The organism is Microcystis sp. M165S2, from assembly GCF_020245885.1.
GTDB lineage: Bacteria > Cyanobacteriota > Cyanobacteriia > Cyanobacteriales > Microcystaceae > Microcystis.
This window is the reverse complement of sequence record NZ_JADBTZ010000038.1, coordinates 1-19,397: the sequence shown is the minus strand read 5'-3', so window position 1 is coordinate 19,397 and position 19,397 is coordinate 1. Positions and strand designations below refer to the sequence as shown.

At 42.5% G+C, this 19,397-nt stretch carries 18 protein-coding genes and 2 pseudogenes; 7 read left to right on the top strand and 13 right to left on the bottom strand.

The window, feature by feature from the left end:
• Positions 1–150: 150 nt before the first annotated feature.
• The 6 genes from apcB to IM479_RS02060 all read right to left on the bottom strand — a co-directional run bounded on the left by apcB (position 151) and on the right by IM479_RS02060 (position 7,293).
• Positions 151–660: an allophycocyanin subunit beta gene (apcB, locus tag IM479_RS02085; protein ID WP_502692619.1), complete on the bottom strand. Its 510-nt coding sequence runs from the start codon at positions 658–660 to the stop codon at positions 151–153.
• Between the two features lie 182 nt (positions 661–842).
• On the bottom strand, positions 843–1,982 hold the full coding sequence (gene proB / locus IM479_RS02080; RefSeq protein ID WP_287078560.1) for a glutamate 5-kinase: 1,140 nt from the start codon (positions 1,980–1,982) through the stop codon (positions 843–845).
• Positions 1,983–2,086: 104 nt separating this feature from the next.
• Positions 2,087–4,051, bottom strand: coding sequence for a single-stranded-DNA-specific exonuclease RecJ (recJ, locus tag IM479_RS02075; protein ID WP_287684601.1), 1,965 nt, complete (start codon positions 4,049–4,051; stop codon positions 2,087–2,089).
• Positions 4,052–4,109: 58 nt separating this feature from the next.
• Positions 4,110–4,751 (bottom strand): hypothetical protein, encoded by a 642-nt coding sequence (locus tag IM479_RS02070; RefSeq protein ID WP_286825980.1) that lies wholly within the window; start codon positions 4,749–4,751, stop codon positions 4,110–4,112.
• The gene (locus IM479_RS02065) at positions 4,748–5,209 is read right to left on the bottom strand and encodes a hypothetical protein (protein WP_286825979.1); all 462 of its coding nucleotides are present in this window, start codon (positions 5,207–5,209) and stop codon (positions 4,748–4,750) included. Before IM479_RS02065 ends, IM479_RS02070 begins: the two co-directional genes overlap by 4 nt.
• Positions 5,210–5,283: 74 nt before the next feature.
• Positions 5,284–7,293: an ATP-binding protein gene (locus tag IM479_RS02060; protein ID WP_287684599.1), complete on the bottom strand. Its 2,010-nt coding sequence runs from the start codon at positions 7,291–7,293 to the stop codon at positions 5,284–5,286.
• A gap of 212 nt (positions 7,294–7,505) precedes the next feature.
• Here IM479_RS02060 and psb32 point away from each other — a divergent pair, with 212 nt between their 5' ends.
• The 3 genes from psb32 (at position 7,506) to IM479_RS02045 (ending at position 9,975) form a co-directional block, all read left to right on the top strand.
• A complete protein-coding gene (gene psb32, locus IM479_RS02055; protein ID WP_286825977.1) occupies positions 7,506–8,189 on the top strand; it encodes a photosystem II repair protein Psb32 in 684 nt (227 codons plus the stop codon).
• A 144-nt stretch (positions 8,190–8,333) separates the two neighbouring features.
• On the top strand, positions 8,334–8,933 hold the full coding sequence (locus tag IM479_RS02050) for a hypothetical protein (protein ID WP_287684598.1): 600 nt from the start codon (positions 8,334–8,336) through the stop codon (positions 8,931–8,933).
• A gap of 223 nt (positions 8,934–9,156) precedes the next feature.
• The gene (locus tag IM479_RS02045) at positions 9,157–9,975 is read left to right on the top strand and encodes a transglutaminase-like domain-containing protein (protein WP_286825975.1); all 819 of its coding nucleotides are present in this window, start codon (positions 9,157–9,159) and stop codon (positions 9,973–9,975) included.
• A 161-nt stretch (positions 9,976–10,136) separates the two neighbouring features.
• On the opposite strand, the gene IM479_RS02040 is transcribed toward IM479_RS02045, so the two are convergent.
• The gene (locus tag IM479_RS02040; protein WP_286825974.1) at positions 10,137–10,943 is read right to left on the bottom strand and encodes a DUF8623 domain-containing protein; all 807 of its coding nucleotides are present in this window, start codon (positions 10,941–10,943) and stop codon (positions 10,137–10,139) included.
• Between the two features lie 81 nt (positions 10,944–11,024).
• Between IM479_RS02040 and murG the strand changes: the two genes are divergently transcribed.
• Positions 11,025–12,098 carry an undecaprenyldiphospho-muramoylpentapeptide beta-N-acetylglucosaminyltransferase gene (gene murG, locus IM479_RS02035; RefSeq protein WP_286825973.1) on the top strand — a complete coding sequence of 358 codons (1,074 nt, stop codon included), beginning with the start codon at positions 11,025–11,027 and terminating at the stop codon, positions 12,096–12,098.
• Here the strand turns inward: murG and IM479_RS02030 are convergent.
• From IM479_RS02030 to IM479_RS02020, 3 genes are all read right to left on the bottom strand, one after another.
• A complete protein-coding gene (locus IM479_RS02030; protein ID WP_287684597.1) occupies positions 12,080–12,670 on the bottom strand; it encodes a Uma2 family endonuclease in 591 nt (196 codons plus the stop codon). The genes murG and IM479_RS02030 overlap by 19 nt on opposite strands.
• 35 nt (positions 12,671–12,705) lie before the next feature.
• Positions 12,706–13,566: a fructosamine kinase family protein gene (locus tag IM479_RS02025; protein ID WP_287077053.1), complete on the bottom strand. Its 861-nt coding sequence runs from the start codon at positions 13,564–13,566 to the stop codon at positions 12,706–12,708.
• Positions 13,567–14,154: 588 nt separating this feature from the next.
• Positions 14,155–15,450: a M16 family metallopeptidase gene (locus IM479_RS02020; protein WP_287684595.1), complete on the bottom strand. Its 1,296-nt coding sequence runs from the start codon at positions 15,448–15,450 to the stop codon at positions 14,155–14,157.
• A gap of 328 nt (positions 15,451–15,778) precedes the next feature.
• Here IM479_RS02020 and IM479_RS02015 point away from each other — a divergent pair, with 328 nt between their 5' ends.
• The 3 genes from IM479_RS02015 to IM479_RS02005 all read left to right on the top strand — a co-directional run bounded on the left by IM479_RS02015 (position 15,779) and on the right by IM479_RS02005 (position 18,259).
• Positions 15,779–16,717: a hypothetical protein gene (locus IM479_RS02015; protein ID WP_287684594.1), complete on the top strand. Its 939-nt coding sequence runs from the start codon at positions 15,779–15,781 to the stop codon at positions 16,715–16,717.
• A 98-nt stretch (positions 16,718–16,815) separates the two neighbouring features.
• Positions 16,816–17,319, top strand: a complete 504-nt coding sequence (locus tag IM479_RS02010; protein ID WP_287684593.1) for a DUF1822 family protein — start codon at positions 16,816–16,818, stop codon at positions 17,317–17,319.
• 85 nt (positions 17,320–17,404) lie between these two features.
• Entirely contained in the window at positions 17,405–18,259 is an 855-nt protein-coding gene (locus tag IM479_RS02005) for a PEP-CTERM sorting domain-containing protein (protein WP_287684591.1), read from the top strand.
• A 30-nt stretch (positions 18,260–18,289) separates the two neighbouring features.
• Here the strand turns inward: IM479_RS02005 and IM479_RS02000 are convergent, their stop codons facing one another.
• The 3 genes and pseudogenes from IM479_RS02000 to IM479_RS01990 form a co-directional block, all read right to left on the bottom strand.
• Positions 18,290–18,625, bottom strand: a complete 336-nt coding sequence (locus tag IM479_RS02000; protein ID WP_193960017.1) for a XisI protein — start codon at positions 18,623–18,625, stop codon at positions 18,290–18,292.
• Positions 18,613–19,146, bottom strand: a pseudogene (locus IM479_RS01995) (element excision factor XisH family protein); the annotation flags it as partial. The gene IM479_RS02000 and the pseudogene IM479_RS01995, both read right to left, overlap by 13 nt.
• Before the next feature lie 14 nt (positions 19,147–19,160).
• A pseudogene (locus IM479_RS01990) lies at positions 19,161–19,397 on the bottom strand (zinc ribbon domain-containing protein); the annotation flags it as partial.

Sequence of the window (19,397 nt, the reverse complement as noted above, 5' to 3'; positions counted from 1 at the left end):
GCCGAATTTGAAGTCTTTTCTGAACGAAACCCCCTACTATCTGTGGTCAAGGTTCAGTTTTTAGCTTGGTTATCGCTTTTTCCATTGTAGCTTAAAGCCGTCGTAAAACGACGGGGTTTTAACCCAAATTTTCGATAACTGACAACTGCATTAGATAGACACTTCGCTTAATTCGCGGGTGAGATGATCAAAGGGTTCAGCGATCAAAGAGGTGTCGGCAATACCCGCATCAAGAGCCATGGTTTGAATCATTTCGCTCATGATTTGGATACCGCGCACCGTCGGACCGATGGGAACACCGAGGGAATTATAGGTTTCCCGCAGTCCTTGCAGTACCCGCTCATCTAGAACATTAGTATCAGCAGCTACTAGGGCATAACTGGCATAGCGGAGATAGTAATCCATATCCCGCAGACAGGCAGAATAACGACGGGTGGTGTAGGCATTACCCCCAGCGCGGATCAATTCGGGAACTTCTTCAAATAGACGAATCGCCGCCCCACGCACGAGCGCCGCCGAATTAGCGTTAATTAGGGCGGCGGCAGCTAGACGGGCAGTTCCCGAGGCGAAATATTGTTTAAGATTATCGATCGCATCTCGATCGAGATAACGTCCGGTGACATCGTATTTTCTAATCAGGCTAGTTACCGCGTCTCGCATTATTAAGTTTCTCCCAACAGCAATAAAGACATTTTTGAGTTTCGCTTTATTTATAATCTCACAGGGTTGAACTTCGGGGGACATCCCTAGTCTAACTCTCTTGCTTGTCTAACAATTTGTTGTTTTTTTGAGACATTTCTTTACATTTAAGGCATTGGGTGGACTTGCTCTGAGTGGCGGAATTATCCCTTATTGGTCGAGGTGGTGGACGAGGCACTCAAAACGACGAGATTATCCCGATGAATAATGGTTTCTGCGGCCATATAACCTAATAAACTGGCAATACGCTCGGAATGTTGACCTTTAACTCGATCGATCTCCTCACTACTATAATTAACAATTCCCCTAGCCAATTCCCGGCCTTCTTGATCGCACAATTGCACCGATTCGGAGGCGCTAAATTCCCCTGCCACTTTGGTAATCCCGGCCGCTAGGAGAGATTTTCCCCCCTGACAAATGGCTTGAATTGCCCCAGCATCGAGATAGATTTTACCCATGGGCATTAGTCCGTAGGCGATCCAGCGTTTGCGGGCGTTATCACTGCGTTTTTGGGCCTCAAAACGGGTTCCAATCGCCTCTCCTGCCATAATTTTTAAGATATTGCTGGGCTGCCGTCCCCTAGTAATCGCCATTTCTACCCCGGCGCTGGTGGCAATCCGGGCCGCTGCCAATTTAGTCGCCATACCCCCGGTCCCCCACTGACTGCCACTACTACCGGCATCGATCGATAGTTGCGCTAATTCCGCGGGACTAACTCGGGCAATGGCCGCCGCTTCGGGAAATAGCCGCGGATCGGCACTGTAGAGGCGATCCACATCGGTGAGGATAAACAACCAGTCAGCCTCGATTAAACTGGCTACAAGGGCTGATAAGGTGTCATTATCGCCGAATTTTAACTCATCGATCGCCACGGTGTCATTTTCGTTGACAATGGCAATCACCCCTAATTCAAACAAAGCCTGAAAAGTATTATAGGCGTTGACATAACAGGTGCGTTCCATTAATTCGGGACGGGTCAGCAAAATTTGGGCGATCGGTTGACCAAGACTGGTAAAGAGGTCATCATAGATCCGCATCAGACGACCTTGACCGACGGCGGCGATCGCTTGTTTAAGGGCGATTTTTTTCGGTCTTTCCTGTATTCCCAGACGACGGCAGCCTACTCCCACAGCACCGGAAGATACTAATACCACCCGATGACCGGCAGCGCGCAACCGGGTGAGGACTTCCACTAAAGCGGCGATCGTGGAGAGGGATAATTGGCCGGTTTCATTATCGGTCAAACTGGAAGTACCGATTTTGATCACTATGGTTTGGTTCATCGTCAAAGGGTGTGGGGTGTGGGGTGTAGGGAGAAACAATTTATAACTTGAGAGTTAATCACACTATTAAAAACGGATTTGGTATTAGGTTTATTCAGCCAGACCTAGATAGCCAAAGCTTTGATGGCAACTTTAATTAAAGTATAAAAACGGGGTTCAGTCACGTTGACTTCTCTAGCTTGTTGCCGATTTTTGCCTAATAAACCAATTCGCTGCCCTTTCTGCACGACTAAAATATCGCCCTGTTCATTTTTGATGCGAATCTCGTTTAAATCACCCCAAAAACTACATTGATACATTTTTTCGGCGTGCATAAAAATTGCTTTTTTAATATTATTATTTTCTTGGGGTAATCGCACTCCCACTAATTCAATTTCTATAGTTGTATTGCCGTTCCAAGTATTTTCTTTTAGTTTATAGGCAACATCTAAACGATTTGGCAAAGGACAATATTCGCCCCAACGCCAAGCTAATGCCTTAATTCTGGTATCATCGGTTTGAGCCAGTAATAATTTTAAATGATTTTTTCCGATAGTTTTCTGTTCTACTACTCGCACGTTAGGAGTCCAAAAAACGGGTAATTCATTGCCAATTCCCCAGGGTTGCAAACTATCAATTTGTTGAAAAAGTTCGAGAGTAATTTTTTTAAAGTCAATGATAGTATCAATTTTAATTAAAGGTTTTAATTGTTCTATTTGTAAAATTTTGTGAGAAAATTGACTTAATCTTTGTTTAAATGCTAGTAAATTAGCTGTGGGTAAACTAAAACCCCCCGCCATTTTATGACCGCCAAATTTTCCTAGTAAATCTTGGCAAAATTGCAGGGCTTCAAAAACGTGAAATTCTTCAATTCCTCTGGCAGAACCGCGAATTTTACCCGTATCTTCTTCCTCGTAAGTACTGATAAAAACTGGCACTCCGTAGCGTTCCACTAGACGGGATGCCACAATACCAATTACCCCATGATGCCAATCTTTTTCGACTAATACTAAAACTCGATCTTGTTGCCAAAGAATCGGCGTTTCTTCGACTAATTTAATCGCTTCTTCTTCAATTTTTTCGCACAATTCTTGACGGGTACGATTAATTTGTTCGCACTGCATCGCTCTTTCTAAGGCAATTCCCGCATCATCGGTGGTTAATAATTCAATAACTATCTGGGGATCACCAATTCTGCCAATTGCATTAATTCTCGGTCCCAATTTAAAGCCAATATCATCCGGTTGTAATTGCTTTTGTTCCTCGCTAATTCCCGCTATTTGCATCAGGGATTGAATCCCGACTAATTGCGATTTGGGTAATTTTCTTAAACCCCGTTTTAACCAGCGACGATTTACCCCGATTAATGGGGCTAAATCTGCTATAGTGCCTAGGGTAAATAATGCTAATAATGACTCGGTTAATCCCTGTAATTTACCCATTTTTTGGGCAGTTGTCACCGCTAAAATATAGGCGACTCCCACCCCCGCTAATCCCTGATAGGGAGAGTTCGGGGTTAATAACTTTGGGTTGAGAATAGCGGAGGCATTTGGTAAAATTGGCGGCAGATCGTGATGATCGGTGATAATAACTTTTAATCCTAATTCTATCGCTAGGGCGATCGGTTCGTGAGCGGAAATACCATTATCAACGGTGAGAATCAATCCGACTCCCGATTCGGCAAATTCTTCGACAATGCGCTGATTAATTCCGTATCCCTCTTTCATGCGACTGGGAATTGCATGATTCACGTCCGCACCGAGATGTCTCAAGGCTCTTAGTAGTAAAGATGTACTGGTCATGCCATCGGCATCGTAGTCCCCACAGATGGCAATTTTATCGCCTCTAGCGATCGCTTTTACTAATAAATTGACACTTTTTTCTAAATCGGGAAATTCTCCCAGGGGAGAGGGTAAGCTATCCACTTCAGGATCTATATAAGTTTTAGCTATTTCTGGGGTATCAATACCGCGATTAATTAAGATAGTTGCTAATAACGATGATAGTCCCATTTCTCGCGCTAACCCCTCGATTTTTTCGGGATTAGCTGCGGCAATATACCAGCGTTGGATGGGATATTTGTAGGCCATTTTTTGTTAAGTAAAAAGGTAGGGTGCGTTAGGGCAGCGTAACGCACCAAAAACAAGGTTAAAAGCGGATTTGGATGGCCCCAGCAGGAGGTTGAAAGGGGAGATTATTATTATTAATTCTCAGGGGAGAAGCGGGAACTACCTGCACATTTGGGGTGGTGGGTTGACTTTCGTTGGTACTCAGTAAAGTCAATTGATTAATACTAGGATTAATCGCAAATTGTTGGGTGATAACTCCCGACGGACAACAGGAAGGATCCCGGGGGAGAAATCTTCTCATGTTGACGGTGATCATACCATCTTTGGCACTCAGATTATCGACAATTACTCGATCTGCTAACAGGACAGTATCGGTGTTAGTGGCAGTACCGTTATTATCAATCACTAGGGCTAAATAATGTAATTGCTGTTGATCTCTGGTAATCACTCTTAACACGGCAATCCCATCAGTCCTTTGATCATTATTATAGTCCCCCATCAAAGCTTCTCGACTGACTTGCACTCCTAAAATCTGTCCCTCATTGGATTGAAAAATACCATCGCTGACAATTACGGAACCCCGATTGGGAATATTATAGACGGTGTTTCTTAAATTATCCACGCTCAGGGGTGTAGATTGGGCAAGTAAGGGCAGAGAATTATTGAATAGTAAACTGATACCTAGGAGGATAGATTGAGGTAAAACTGCTAATTTAATCATGGTTGTAATGGATTGGGTATATTTTCTTGAGTATCGAATAACCGCACGTTATTGATGGTACAAACCATCCCCTGTTGTGCTGCTAATTTATCTCGCCATTGGCTTAATTGTTGTTGACCATTACTACCATTTAACCAGTAAACTGTCAAGAGGCCGAGGGTTTGTTCTGGTTCACAGGAAAAGCCGAGAGTTTGATCGGGTATATCGGTATTTCCTTCACCACATTGCCAACCTTGTTTTTCAATTAATTCTTTCCAACCTTTCTCTTCTTTGGCAGCCACAGCAATGCGTTGATCTCCTCGGTTACAAAGCCAATTTTTCTGCTGGGTGGGATCATTGGGTAGATCACCAAGATTGGGGGAATTTTGCTTAATTGGGGGAAGCGAGGGGACTTGAGCTTGAACAGAAAAAATCGGCAGTATTAACCAAGTGCCGATGAGCATTTTTAACAGTTTCATCTTTTAAAATTGCCATATTTAGGGATTTATGCCTTTAGAATATCACGTTTTTGAGATATAGATAAAATACTCTCTTAAGATATGTTTAAATCTCTAATTATGGTTTCGATCGCATCAAAGGAAAATTCTCCGGCTAACTGTTGTAAACCTTGGGCAAGGATAGCATAATCGGCGGGAATTTCTGCGGTTAGGGCGATAATTTTTTCATCATCACATTCTCGCGCTGCTTGTTGCAATTGTCCAATCCAGACGGGACTGATTAATTTTAATAGCGATTGCAGGGAATCGAGGAAAACAGGCGAATAATTGGGTTGATTTGGCTCATTATCGGCATAAATATATTTTAATCCTAGATATTCGCTCATTTTTTGCCAGATAACTTCCTCTCGGAAAGGTTTACGCACGAAATCATCACAACCGGCGGCAATAACCAAGGCGCGATCCTCTTCAAAAGCGCTGGCAGTTAGGGCAATTATCACCGTTTTTCCGCGATTATCAGCCTCTAACTGCCGAATTTCCCTAGTTGCTTCGTAACCGTCTTTCACTGGCATTCTCATGTCCATCCAGATAAGATGAGGTTGCCATGCTTGCCAAATTGCGATCGCTTCTTGACCATTAGCAGCCTCTTGCACGGATAATCCTAGGGTAGCCAGGAGTTTCAGCAACAGCAAACGGCTTTCTGGTCGATCATCGACGACTAATATGCGATATTTAGGCTGATTTTCGGCTAAAGCGATAACTTTTGCCCTATTGGTTTCGGTTTTAATCTCATTTTCTCCCACCAAACCCACCTGAATATCAAAACTAAAAATACTTCCTTGACCCAGAATACTACTAACTCCGATCGCACCTCCCATCAACTCAACAAATTTTTTACTGATAGGTAAACCCAATCCTGTCCCCTGTTGGGATTTTCGTCCCGTTTCCGTTTGGTTAAAGGGTTGAAATAGCTTATAAATCTCCTCTGGAGCGATTCCTGCGCCTGTATCTTCAATTTCCCAGACCAATCGCTGATAATCTTCTCTTTTCTCCCCTAATTTTACCCGGAGAGTTACCCCTCCCGACTCAGTAAACTTCAATCCGTTACCCAAGAGATTGATTAACACCTGTCGCAATTTACTTTCATCAGTACATATATATTGAGGCAGATCGGAGCTGCGATCAAAAATTAAGCTTAAAGCTTTTGCCTGCGCTTGTGAGCGTAGCATTTCGGCAATATTATCTAAAAGAGCGTATAAATCAAAATTACTAGGATTAAAAACCGTTCTTCCCGCTTCTATCTTCGACATTTCTAGAATATCGTTGATTAACTCTAATAAATGTTCTCCGCTACGATTGACAATTTCCAAATATTGCCGATATTCACTGCTGACGCTGCTATCCCGGTATATTAAGCGAGTAAAACCCAAGATAGCATTAAGAGGAGTGCGTAATTCGTGGCTCATGTTAGCTAGAAACTCACTTTTAGCTTTATTTGCCTTAACTGCCGCTTCTTTAGCCTCTTTTAATCCTTTTTCCGCTTCATATCTACTTTGTGCGATCGCAATTAATTCTCCCACCAACCGGACAAAGGTGACATCTTCCTTCGTCCATTGCTTTTCTGCACTTGCATCCAATCCCAGATAACCCACCGTTACCCCACAACTATCCCACATGGGAACGATTAAGAGACAGGGAGTAGAACTATGAGCGAGAATAGTTCTTTCAGGGATAGCAGTAGCGGGTAAATCGTCTAAAGAGTTCAGTTTAACTGGAATACCGTTTAATAATTGTTCAGAAAACCAGGGAAAGGTTTCCGTCGAGAGATTTTGTGATTGTTCCCGAATCGGGATAACTTGCGGATAGTTGGGGTGACAGTATTCATAAACCATACTCCACTGCTGACGACAGGTGGAATATTGAATAATGTAACAGCGCGCACTCTGGGTAAATTGACAGAGCAGTTCTAGGGTATGATCGATCGCCAAGTGGATATCTTGAGAAATTAGTAATCTTGTCACCCGCGAGAGCAAATTATCGCGATATGCCTGCATTTCTAGGGCTTTTTCCCGTTTTTTAGACTCTAGTTCCTCAAAATCACTCATAATCAGTTATCAGTTATCAGTTATCAGTTATCAGTTATCAGTTATCAGACGTGAGTTTTCAGTTATCAGATGTGAGTTTTCAGTTCACTGTTCACTGTTCACTGTTCACTGTTCACTGAAAATACTCCCCATCACCCCGTCTCCCGTTTCCCGACTCAAAAAACAGGAAACTTTTCCCCTATTATGTTCTATAGGAATTTTACCGAATCAATATGCTCAAATTATTAGCTTCTCTCCTTCTCTCCTGCTGTGTAGCCTTGGGTGTTTCCCTATCACCGGCTGCTGCCATGGGAGTCTATGACCTCCCCATTTTAAGCTCCGGAGCGCCCACTTATGTGGTCGATCCCGTTTCGGCCATTAGTGCCGCTAACGAAGGAAAATTAAATAAAGATCTGAAAAACCTCGCCGAAAAAACCGGCCAGGAAGTGAGAATGGTGGTAGTCCGGCGCTTGGATTACGGTCAAAAAATTGACAATTTAGCCGATGATATCCTGAGAGAATGGTATCCTAACCCCGAAGATCGTGCCAATCAAACTATCATCGTTCTTGATACTTTAACCAATAAAACTGCTATGCGGGTTGGGGAGGAAGCAAAACCCCTATTAACCGATGCTATTGCTGATAGTATCCTCTCGGAAACTATGGCAGTTCCCCTCAAAGATGGGGGAAAATATAATCAAGCTTTACTCGATGCTAGTCGTCGTCTAACGGCGGTACTTTCTGGAGAAGCGGATCCCGGGCCGCCGGAAGTAGCGACAATTAATATCGAAAGTACCTTTACTACCGCAGAAGAAACTGACGATAAAAGCGCCACAATTTGGGTGATAGTTTTACTGGTTTTAGCCACAGTAATCCCGATGGCCACCTATTTTTGGTACGCTGGTTTTGGTCGATAAATTAAATTAATTATCTGGGACTGATACAGCTAAAATATTCTCACAGATAGCTCAATTCTCAGCCTGTATGAGCAAGATGAAGTAACTTCTAGTAGTAGATTTTAGTTGTGTCAGTTCACCCCATTTGCTTAACATTAATAACTAATGTCTAAACTGGTAAATAAATTACAATCCTATTATCGAGAGGAGGAAGGAACTTACTTAATTGAAATTAAACTTAATCAGTTACAGCAAGTCTTTAATTCTCTCGATCCTTCGCCATTCTTAGATAGAGATTTAGACGATAACGCCGAAAACTATATTATTAACTCTGTGGATGACTTCCCCCTAAATACCCCCCTTAAATTAGTCTTTTATCTTCCCAGTAACGAACAGAATACCGCCCGACATCTGTTACCCTCAGCTTTACATAATTATTTTGACTATCGCCAACAGGGAGAACAAAGAAAATTACGCACAATTTGGCGACAAGGACGCATATCTTTGATAATTGGTCTCGCCTTTCTTTTTGTTTGTTTGAGTCTCAGCGAATTAATTAGTCGTTTTGGCAGCGATACATTTATTCACTTCTTAGAAGAAGGATTATTAATTAGTGGTTGGGTGGCCCTCTGGCGACCTTTAGAAATTTTTCTTTACGAATGGTGGCCCGTCAGTCATCAACAAAAGATTTTTGCTAAACTGGCCTACATCCCCATGGAAATCCGTCTATTAGAGGAACCATCCACCCCCGACTCTTTTCGATAGAGCGAATCCTCCCGATGGCTTGTCTTCAAAGTTACAAAGCTTTTAGTTGAGGCGGTTTATAATAAAAGTAACTCTGTACAAAGCTTATCGGTTTTCAGCCCGGCCATTACTTTCTCCTCAAACTTTTAACCAAGTAGTCGGGCATAACTTTTTTCAGTCTGGCGATTATTTGCGTTTCATCCCGACAAATCCCGACAAAATTACTATCTAGATAGGAGTCCTAATGTTAATCCGTGTTGGTTATGAATTTGGCTTTGATGCCCCCTTACCCGTGGTCATGTTGTTAAAACTTTATCTACATCCCTCAATTTTAGATCAAGTTAGACAATCGGAAAATTTGCAGGTGGAACCGGCAACAAAAATAGAAGAATTTTTAGATAGCTTCGGTAATCGAACCAGTCGTCTAATTTTACCCGACGGACAGATACGCATTCACAATGAAGCAGTTATCGAGAATGAATGGAAACCCGATATCGTTAATTGGAATGCCCAAGAAATTCCTTTAGCAGAGTTACCAACCCAAGTTTTTCCCTACCTAATGAGTAGCCGTTATTGTGAAGTAGATTTGCTTTCGGAAATTGCCTGGGAACTTTTCGGACAAACTCCCCCTGGTTGGGCAAGGGTACAAGCGGTTTGTGATTGGGTTCATAGTCACATTCGTTTTGGTTACGAATACGCGCGGGTGACGAAAACCGCCTATGATGTCTATCGGGAAAGAACGGGGGTTTGTCGCGATTTTAACCATCTAGCTTTGACTTTTTGCCGTTGCTTAAATATTCCCGCCCGTTATGCCTCTGGATATCTCGGAGATATCGGTATTTCTCCCCAACCTCTACCGATGGATTTTAGTGCTTGGTTTGAAGTTTATTTAGACCATCAATGGTACACCTTTGATGCTCGTCATAACACCCCCAGAATCGGGCGGATTTTAATGACTCGCGGCTTAGATGCCGTCGATGCTTCCCTAACAACGTCTTTTGGTCAAGTAAATTTAACAAAATTTAAAGTATGGACGAGCGATGTTTCGCACCTCTATGGTTAATCAGAGTATTTATTAAACCTCTTGCATAATTAATTTTTGAGGGTTCAAAAACGGCAAAAATAAGGATTAAATTGCCTGAAAGTGCCAGTCATTGGAGTGAAGGGGGGGAATAAAACCCTACACCCCACCAACAAGCTTTTTCAGCAAAACCCAGATAAAAATTACTTTTCTACCTTAACCCGTTGAGTAACGACAACAATCCCATCTCCTTGAATTAAAATCGCCGATAACCAACGATTTTCCGGTGTTGCCGGGGCTTTTACCCGCTTAAATAAACCGCCGGACTGTAATAATTCCAATTCTAGAGGCTTTGTATTAATATAACGCTCAATATCTACTTTCTCATCGATCGCCGTTCCGGCCAATAAATCATCCCCTAAAGGTTCGCGGATAATCACATCAAAATCAAATTCTTGACCCACTTTCACCCTTTCGGGAATTCTCACTTGAACACTGGGGGGATTTTTGCCCGTGCTTAACTCAACTCTCTCGCTTAAAATCTCCTGATAAACAAGTTTATTGCCTTGAAATTGTTGACGAGAACGAATCGTAGCATTCATTCCCACCACTCGTCCCTGCACCTTTCCCGTCCCAGTAATTTTAGTAATTGTATTGGCCGTTAACTTATCACCGGAACGACTCCAAGATTCGAGAGTCGTGGTGTATTTTAGATTGTTATAACGTTCCCAAAAATGAGTTAAAACCTTTTTAGTTTTTTCGTAGGTCAAGCCATCGGAATTAGTAAATTTCGGACTATAAAACTCCATTAATTGCTTGATATCTCGCTCGTTAGCCGCCGTTTCGATTTTGGAGATAAGCGTTTTTAAATTAGCCGGAGCAGTTTCTGGCTTTTCGGCTCGCAGGCCGGTAGCGAGGGTGAAAGTTAACCCCAAACCTAACAGCAACGATAGGGAAAAATTGAGGGATTGACGAAAAAATTTATCGGGGATTGTGTTCAAGTTACGCATTAGTGATAGTTTGTGTAAGGATCGATCAATAACTATGGTAGATTATTTCATTCTAGGGCTGAATTTCCCCTCTCTCGAATTATGGCACGCACTCCAACCCGTCTATTGATTGCCGCTAGTGGTACTGGTGGTCATTTATTTCCCGCTTTGGCCCTGGCCGAGCGCTTGCCGGATTACGAGATTGAATGGTTAGGAGTTCCAGACCGTCTCGAACAGTCCTTAGTTCCAAAAACCTATCCCCTGCACACCATCCCCATTGAGGGATTTCAAACCCGTTTGGGGTTAAAAACTCTCAAGATTCTGTTCAGTCAACTGCGGGCCATTTGGCAAGTGCGTAGTTTAATCAAAAAACGTCAGATAGCGGCAGTTTTTACCACCGGGGGTTATATCGCAGGCCCGACCATTTTAGCGGCTCGTTTAGCCAATATTCCCGTCATCCTACACGAATCTAACTACATACCGGGCAAAGTCACGAAAGTTCTCGGTCGCTGGTGCGATACGGTCGCCCTCGGTTTTCAGGGAACCGCCAGCTATTTACCCGGCACTCGCACCACTTGGGTTAGTACACCAGTACGAGAGCAGTTTCTCATTCCCCAGTCCCTAGATTTACCGATTCCAGAGACTGCTTTTTTGATTGTCGTTGCCGGTGGTTCTCAAGGGGCCGTGGCTCTTAATCAAATTGTCCGGCAAAGCGCTCCCCAATGGTTAGAAAAAGGAATTTATATCGTGCATCTCACGGGAGAAAACGACCCCGAAGCGGATAGTTTGCGCCATTCTAACTATTTTTCCCGGCCTTTTTACGACAATATGGCGGGATTATGGCAAAGAGCTAATCTGGCTATCAGTCGCTCTGGAGCCGGCACTTTAACAGAATTAGCGATCACTTGTACGCCTTCGATTTTAATTCCCTATCCTTTTGCTGCCGAAGACCATCAGTTCTACAATGCCAAAGTTTTCGCTGAAGCTCAAGCCGCTTATCTTTATCGTCAAAATGAGTTAACTGCTCAGTTTTTAAGCGAATTAGTCCTCGATTTATGGTCTAATCCCGAAAAATTGGCCGCCATGGCTCAACAAGCTTCCCATCTAGCCATTAGTGACAGTGCCGATTTATTAGCCGATTTGTTGAGAAGAAAGAGTCAAAAAGATAGTTTGTGAAACAAGTCGGCCACCGGAAAAGTGAACCCCGGAACCACCTCTTCCCCCTCCAGAAAATCTCCTGATGTTAATAATCGCTGCGGTTCGTACCCAGAACGATAAACTAAGACATAGTGTTGACCCGGACTGATAACCCAGAGCAAACGAGTACCATTGGCAAAATATTCGACAATTTTGTCCTCAATTTCTGCCACTGTATTGCCAGGAGAGAGAATTTCTACCACTAAATCTGGCCCACCTTCTAGAAAACCCGTCGGCAATTCTTCCAATCCTTGCAGACGTTCCTTGGCAAAAAAAGCTATATCGGGAGAACGTTTATTGCCATTTTTCATAGTAAAAGCAGTGCTGGAGTCCAATAATACACCTAGTTTTCGAGATGTTACTAAACCAAATAAAGCAGCACTTAAAAGAATGGCAATATAACCGTGTAAAGCCCCAGAATTACCCATATTAGTTAACTCTCCCTTGACCAATTCGTAACGATTACCATCGTCGGGTAACGCCATAAACTCTGCATCGTTACATACTTTTGTCGCTGGAGTTTTCATCACAGTATTTTCTCGAATAGACATAATTTATCCTCAGCAAAGATTCACAAGTAAAACCCTTAAAGAATTTCCTGTAACATCCGATTGGCCTGGGAAGCGTAACCACCACCAAATAAATTAAAGTGATTGAGAATGTGGTAGAGATTGTAAAGAGTTTTGCGCTGTTGATAACCGCCATCGAGGGGGAAAACATCGTTATAACCCCGATAAAAAGCCGCGGGAAAACCGCCAAAAAGTTCCGTCATGGCTAAATCTACCTCCCGGTCTCCCCAATAGGTGGCAGGGTCTAAAATTACCGGTTCCCCATCGACGGTAATGGCCGCATTTCCCGACCACAAATCACCATGGACGAGGGAGGGATGGGGTTGATGCTGACTCAAAATCTCGCTAATAGCGGGAATAACTTGATCCTCGTCGGGAAAATTGCCGCCGCGCTCCTTCGCAAGTCTTAATTGATAGCCAATACGCTGATGAGCGAAAAAATCCGCCCAACTGTTACTAACGGTATTAATCTGGGGAGTAGAACCAATGGTATTATTACACTGCCAACCAAAGCGATCGGACAGGGAAACTTGATGTAAACGAGCTAAATTTCGCCCCATTTTTTCCCAGCTTTGACTATTGCCACCGCCGAATTCTAGCCACTCTAGCACTAAATAACTAGATTTCTCGGCAATTCCCCAACAAATTGGCTCCGGAACCCTGATAGTCTTGGTAGCGTGAATTTGCTTTAATCCTAAAGCTTCGGCAGCAAACATGGCCTCTTGGTTCGCTTGGTTAATCTTAACGAAATAAATTAAACCATTGCCAGTGACGGCATAACCCTGATTGATACAGCCACCACTAACGGGACGACTTTTCTCAATTTCAAAAGGTTTTTCCGTGGTTTGGGTAATATGTCGAGCAATTTGAGTCCACATAGGTTATCAGTTATCAGTTATCAGTTATCAGTTATCAGTTATCAGATGTAAGTTATCAGTTATCAGATGTAAGTTATCAGATGTAAGTTTTAAGTTAATTAGTTATTTAGTTATTTATTTATAGCGGTCATCGCATCTGTGAGGCACAGCTTAACCTTTGTTGATTAAGCTTTTCAGCATTGATAATGTACCTCTTGTGAATCAGAAATGCTATAAGTTATCAGTTATCAGATGTAAGTTTTAAGTTAATTAGGGTTTGCTGAATAAATCTAAAAACCTTATCCAACAAGGTTTTTAGACTTTTTTTCCCTCAAAAAGTGCCTAGCATGGGAGTGATTGGGGGGAAAATTCCGGGACTTTTTCCCTGAAAATTAGGTAATTGACCACCTGAAAATGGGTAAAACCCCACACCCCACACCCCAACCCCCAACCCCCACCGAAAAACTTTTTCAGCAGACCCTAATTAGTTATTTATTTATCTTCATCTTTATCCCTGATTACTGATTACTGATTACTGATTACTGATTACTGATTACTGTTCACTGATTACTGATTACTGATTACTGATTACTGATTACTGATTACTGATTACTGATTACTGATTGGTCTCACCACAACCACACCGTAAGCATTGGGATTTAAATACTCTTGAGAGGCATTTTGAATGTCCTCTAAAGTGAGGGCTTCAATGTGTTGGGGATAACAAAAAGCCGGTTGTAAATCACCGATCTGAGTATGATAATAACCGTAAAGGTTGGCTCGATCGCTCGGTCTTTCGTTGCTAAAAATAAACCGATTGGCCACTTGGGTTTTAACTCTTTCCAGTTCAGAAACTGTCACAGCTTCCTGTTGAATTTGTTCAATCTGTGCTAATACCTCTCTCTCCACTTGCTCGATATTTTCCGAGGCTAATTGGGCCGACACGGAAAACACTCCTTGCACTGCTTGGGACATATTACTGGCAGTTATTTGGGAAACTAAGCCCTTTTCTTGGCGCAGAGACTGAAATAATCGCGATACCTTGCCCTGACCGAGAATAGCCGCTAAAACATCGAGAGGATAGGTTTTTTCTAAGTCTCTCAACCCCGGCACTTTCCAAAATAGGATTAAGCGGGCCTGCTGCAAATTTTCATCCTCGTATTCTTGACGGATAATCTGGTTAAAAGGAGCTTCGGGCTGTAGATTAGCGATAGGATGGGAAATAAGCCCAGAATTGCCCTTACTGCCTAAAGCATCTAGAGAATCCCTCACAATAGCCATTAAATCATCCACAGGCAAATTACCCACCACCGCCACCGTCATCCATTCGGGACGATACCAAGTCCGATGAAAATCGCGCATTTGTTGAGGAGTAAGATTTTCAATCACTTCCGTCGGCCCCAACACCGGACGACGATAGGGTAAAACTTGAAAACAAGTCTCCATGGTGCGATAAAAAGTGCGACGACGGGGATTATCCTGAGAACGACGAATTTCTTCTAAAATAACCTGTCTTTCCCGCTCAAAAGCTTCATCGGGAATTAAAGCTTCTAAAACCACTTCTAGCTGGAGCGGGGCCAGATGGGCGAAGTCCTGCGGGGCAGTGGTAATGTAATAATGGGTGTATTCTTGGCTAGTAGCGGCATTAGTCACCGCTCCCCTCGATTCGATCGCCCGTTCAAATTCACCACTGTCTAAGTTACGGGTTCCCTTAAAAACCATGTGTTCGAGAAAATGAGCCATCCCATTGATCTGATCCGATTCTAAGGCCGAGCCGACCTGCAGCCAAACATTGAGATTAACCGCTTCTACCGGTTGACTTTCGGCAATAATCGTTAAACCATTGGCAAGACGGTGCAGAATCGGAGTGTTAAGTGTGGCAGGTTTCCCTAGGATAGCCGTCATTCTTTATTAGTCCTCGGTGATCACTCTGGCAAAAATTGTCACTTTTCTCTATTGTAGTCCCAGACTTTCACAGAGCCAACAAGATCAGGTGTTGGCCAGCAATTCCAAATTCAGAATGTAGCAAAATTGATCGAGGTAGGGTGTCGCTAGCGCCAGTGAACGCACCGTTAATGGAGGCTGCCGGGATATTCATTCCAAGAAATCGCTTTAGTCAATCAGGGGGTTGACCGTCAATTAAATTTCTAAAATATAAAGTTTTGTAACAACTTGAGACGTTCGCAGGAGTTTGAGGTGATTTCTTTTATGAAAGCAGTTGAGAACATCATCTATGCCGTTAACCCAACCCTGTTTCTCCTCTTCTGAAGTTCGTTTGAATTCCATGGCCTCCCATCGCCATCGGGGAACTTCCCTGAAGCAAACCGATGATGATGAGCTGCAATACCTCGCCATGCAAGCGCGTTCCTGTTCTAGGACAGTGGGTTTGCAACAGCAAGCCGCGATCGCTCGGTTACTTGATGCTCTGCGATTATCGGGTCGGCTACGGGGTCGAGGTCATTATTCTGTAGAGGTCTATGAGGATGCGGTTAATCGAACGTTATGTTGGGTTGCTTTCCACCTCGACCAGTTCGATCCTGACCGGGGCAATTTTCTGGATTGGGTCAACTATCGGCTGGATATTCTGTTGCGAGAGGCGTATGCTGAAACCCTTGACCCGCTGATCAGGGCGCAGAAGCAGCAACTGATTCGTCGCAAGTACCAACTGACGGCAATGGTTAGTCAAGTCGGTAAGGTTGGGCTGGGATTCTGGTTAACGTTGCAGGTTAAAGGGATCGCGATTAATCAGCAAAACTTTGTCTGGTTGGCGGTTCTCTGTCGGTTATCTGGGCTAAGAAGGGCTAATCGGGCTTTGGGCGATCGCGTTTTTCTGGATCTGGCAAGGGCAACTTTATCGGTATCGCCTCTACAGCAGGTGAGCGGTGAGTCTGTTGTCTTTGAGAATTTGGCTCAGCCAGAGGAACAGCTTTGTTTGTCGGAGTTGATCGCTGAGTATATTGAGTCTGATCCGGAGTTGTTGTCTCGCCATCATGTCCATAATTGCCCGAAGGCGACTTTGAAGGCAATTTTGAGGGCACGATTGGAGGCGCGATCTTGGCAGGAGATTGCGGATTCTTTTAGCTTGACGGTGGCGGTGGTGAAGAATTTTTTCTTGCGCCAGATGAAGACGGTTGCGCCTTTAATCGGGCAGGAAATTCTGTCTTATTTGTAATTTTTTAAGGAGGTGAATAGCTTTTGAAAAACTCACTGGCTGAGTTTGCAGGGATTCTTGTGGAAAATTTAAGCTTCCAATGGGGGGAAATCAAGATAATGCCTACAGGAATTAATCATAGTTCTGTATTTTTGATTGCTCTAGGAAGGGAAGCCCATGAAATCGCGGATTACTTTTGTCAACAACATTCTGATTTTGCTCTAGCAGAACAAGTGTATCTCAATACTTTGGCTGTGTATGCGGTCAACTGTTGCTTACGGTCTCTGGGTATTGCCACAGATTTGGAAGCGAGTGATAGTTGGAATCCCATCATGCGATCTCGTTTAGCTGTAGCGGATTTGGTGGTGAGGGATAAGGGAAAAGTTGAATGTTGTCCTGTGATGCCGGGTGAGGATTTTATTGAGATTTCTGAGGAGGTTTTATCGGACAGAATTGGTTATGTTTTTGTTGAGGTTAATGCTGAGATGTCTGAGGGTAAGGTGTTGGGGTTTTTGGAGAAAGTCAATGAAACTAAGTTAAGTTTTTTAACATTGCTTTCTCTGGATGATTTGCCAGCATATCTGGAGAAAATCAGTTCTCCACAATTAAGGTCTCAAATTTAATTAGGGCTGAGTTTTTTTGAAGAGTGATCTATTTTAGTTCAATTGTCAAAGTTTTGAAGTAATCAAATTAAGGAGAAAATTCATCATGAATCGTCTAATTTTTCACGCATTTGTCACAACGGTTACTGGTTCTATACTGTTATCCTTAAGTGGTGTAAATTCTGCTCAAGCAGTAAGCATTACTTTTTTTCCATCTACTGTATTCTCATCTGACCCTACAATCCTCAATCAAAATGTAGGTATCACAGGATATACAATTGAGGATTTTGAAGACAAAACTCTAATTCCTGGTTTAAGCATTACATATTCTGGAGGAGTTTTTACATCAACGATTACAAGTCTTCCTAATCTTTCAAATACGTATTCTCAAAGCTGGGATGGTCAACACACATTATTTAATATTCCTAGTAACCAATTTAGTAATGGTATATATTGTCCGAGTACAGAATGTGCAAAACTTACTACGCTTAATTTTAGCAGTAGCATTATATCAGTTGGAATTGGGCTTTCAGGGTTTCAATCTTTAAATCCCCCACCATCTTCTCCAGGAGATGTTCCAATAACAAATCATCGCCTCTTCATCAATGGCATACCTTTTTCACAAACAATTGAACAGCTTGCAGGAGCAAATTGGAAATCGGCAACACTTCAACGTAATGCTTACTTGCGTATTGATGCACTACAAGGAGAATCGATTTCCTCGATAGGATTTGAAAATATAACGACATATCCAATTGCAAATCCAGTTACAGAAGATTTACTTGAATTTGATCATCTTGCAATAAAATCTGTCGCACAGCCTCCAAAGAGTGTCCCTGAGCCTTCTAATGTCTTTAGTCTAGGTTTACTCGGACTAGGTTTAGCCGCAACAAAAGTAAAATGTGTCCTATCAAAAAAAGCAAAGTCACCCACAGATAACTCTCAAACAACAGACAGCTAACCAAGATTAATTGCAGTAGGATAAACGAGTCTATCCTACTGCATAATCCGTCAATTGTCGAAGTACAGGAGGATGAAAGCCAATGACAATATCTTTTTTAGGAACACCTAGTTTAACTAAGTCTTCAGCAATATCTTGTTCTGTCATATTCCATTGAATCCAAATTTTATCAGACTTGAGGTCAATATGAATGAGACAATAATGTACATACTTTTCGCCTTCCCACCCAAAAGTAACGACCTGATAATGTTCTTTTTGTTCATCAAAAATAGCTTGAATCTCTAAATCATTACAAGTAGGTTTATATTGAGTATATTCCGAAAGAATACTTTTGACTAATTGACGATATTTTGCTAATTTATCCATGTTAAAATTACCTCCTGATTTGGCGAAAAAATGATTAATTTTAAATGGTTTTCTCTAATCATTAATTGGGTAAAATCTAAAGAGAAAAAAGTGTCGTAAGTAAAACTAGGAATAGCTAAAAACAAAACCCTATCTGGATCTTTTCTCTTTAAAACCGCCCGATAATTAATAAATTGTCCTAGAGCAGTATGAAATTCTGAGATCGCTGAAGATCCCTCTAAAAAACTTTTAATTTCTACGGCAATCTTTTGATGATCTTTAGTCGCAGCAATCAGCTTTTCTGCGCCTAAATCGACAGCCATATTCACCCCTCCAAAACTTATCGTATAAAGGTCATGAGTAATTAACCAATTATCTTTGATCAAAGCATTTTTGGCTGCTTGATAAACTAAATCTTTAGCCAATTTTACCTTTCTCCTGATTTGATAGGTTATCTTTCCCTGTTTTGAGGTGCGGCTTGAGCAACAAGGACAACTAATTTTCTCTGAACTATAGTACTGAGTAGCATCTAGGGCGACGATTGACACTCCCCGCTCTAAAGAGACGGGAATTCTTGGTTCACAGAGATTACTTGCTTAGACAGAATTGCTTCTGAAAAAGTAGAGGTATTCTCTCCCCAAGCGTTTATTGGATCGAGCATCGAAGGTTCCGGTATGCCCTACCGTACTTAGTCCCCTTTTAAGGATGTTGATTGCGGCGTTTTCATCCCTATCCAAAACACACCCACACTTGCACTGATGGGTTCTAGTCGATAAAGATTTTTTGACAGTTT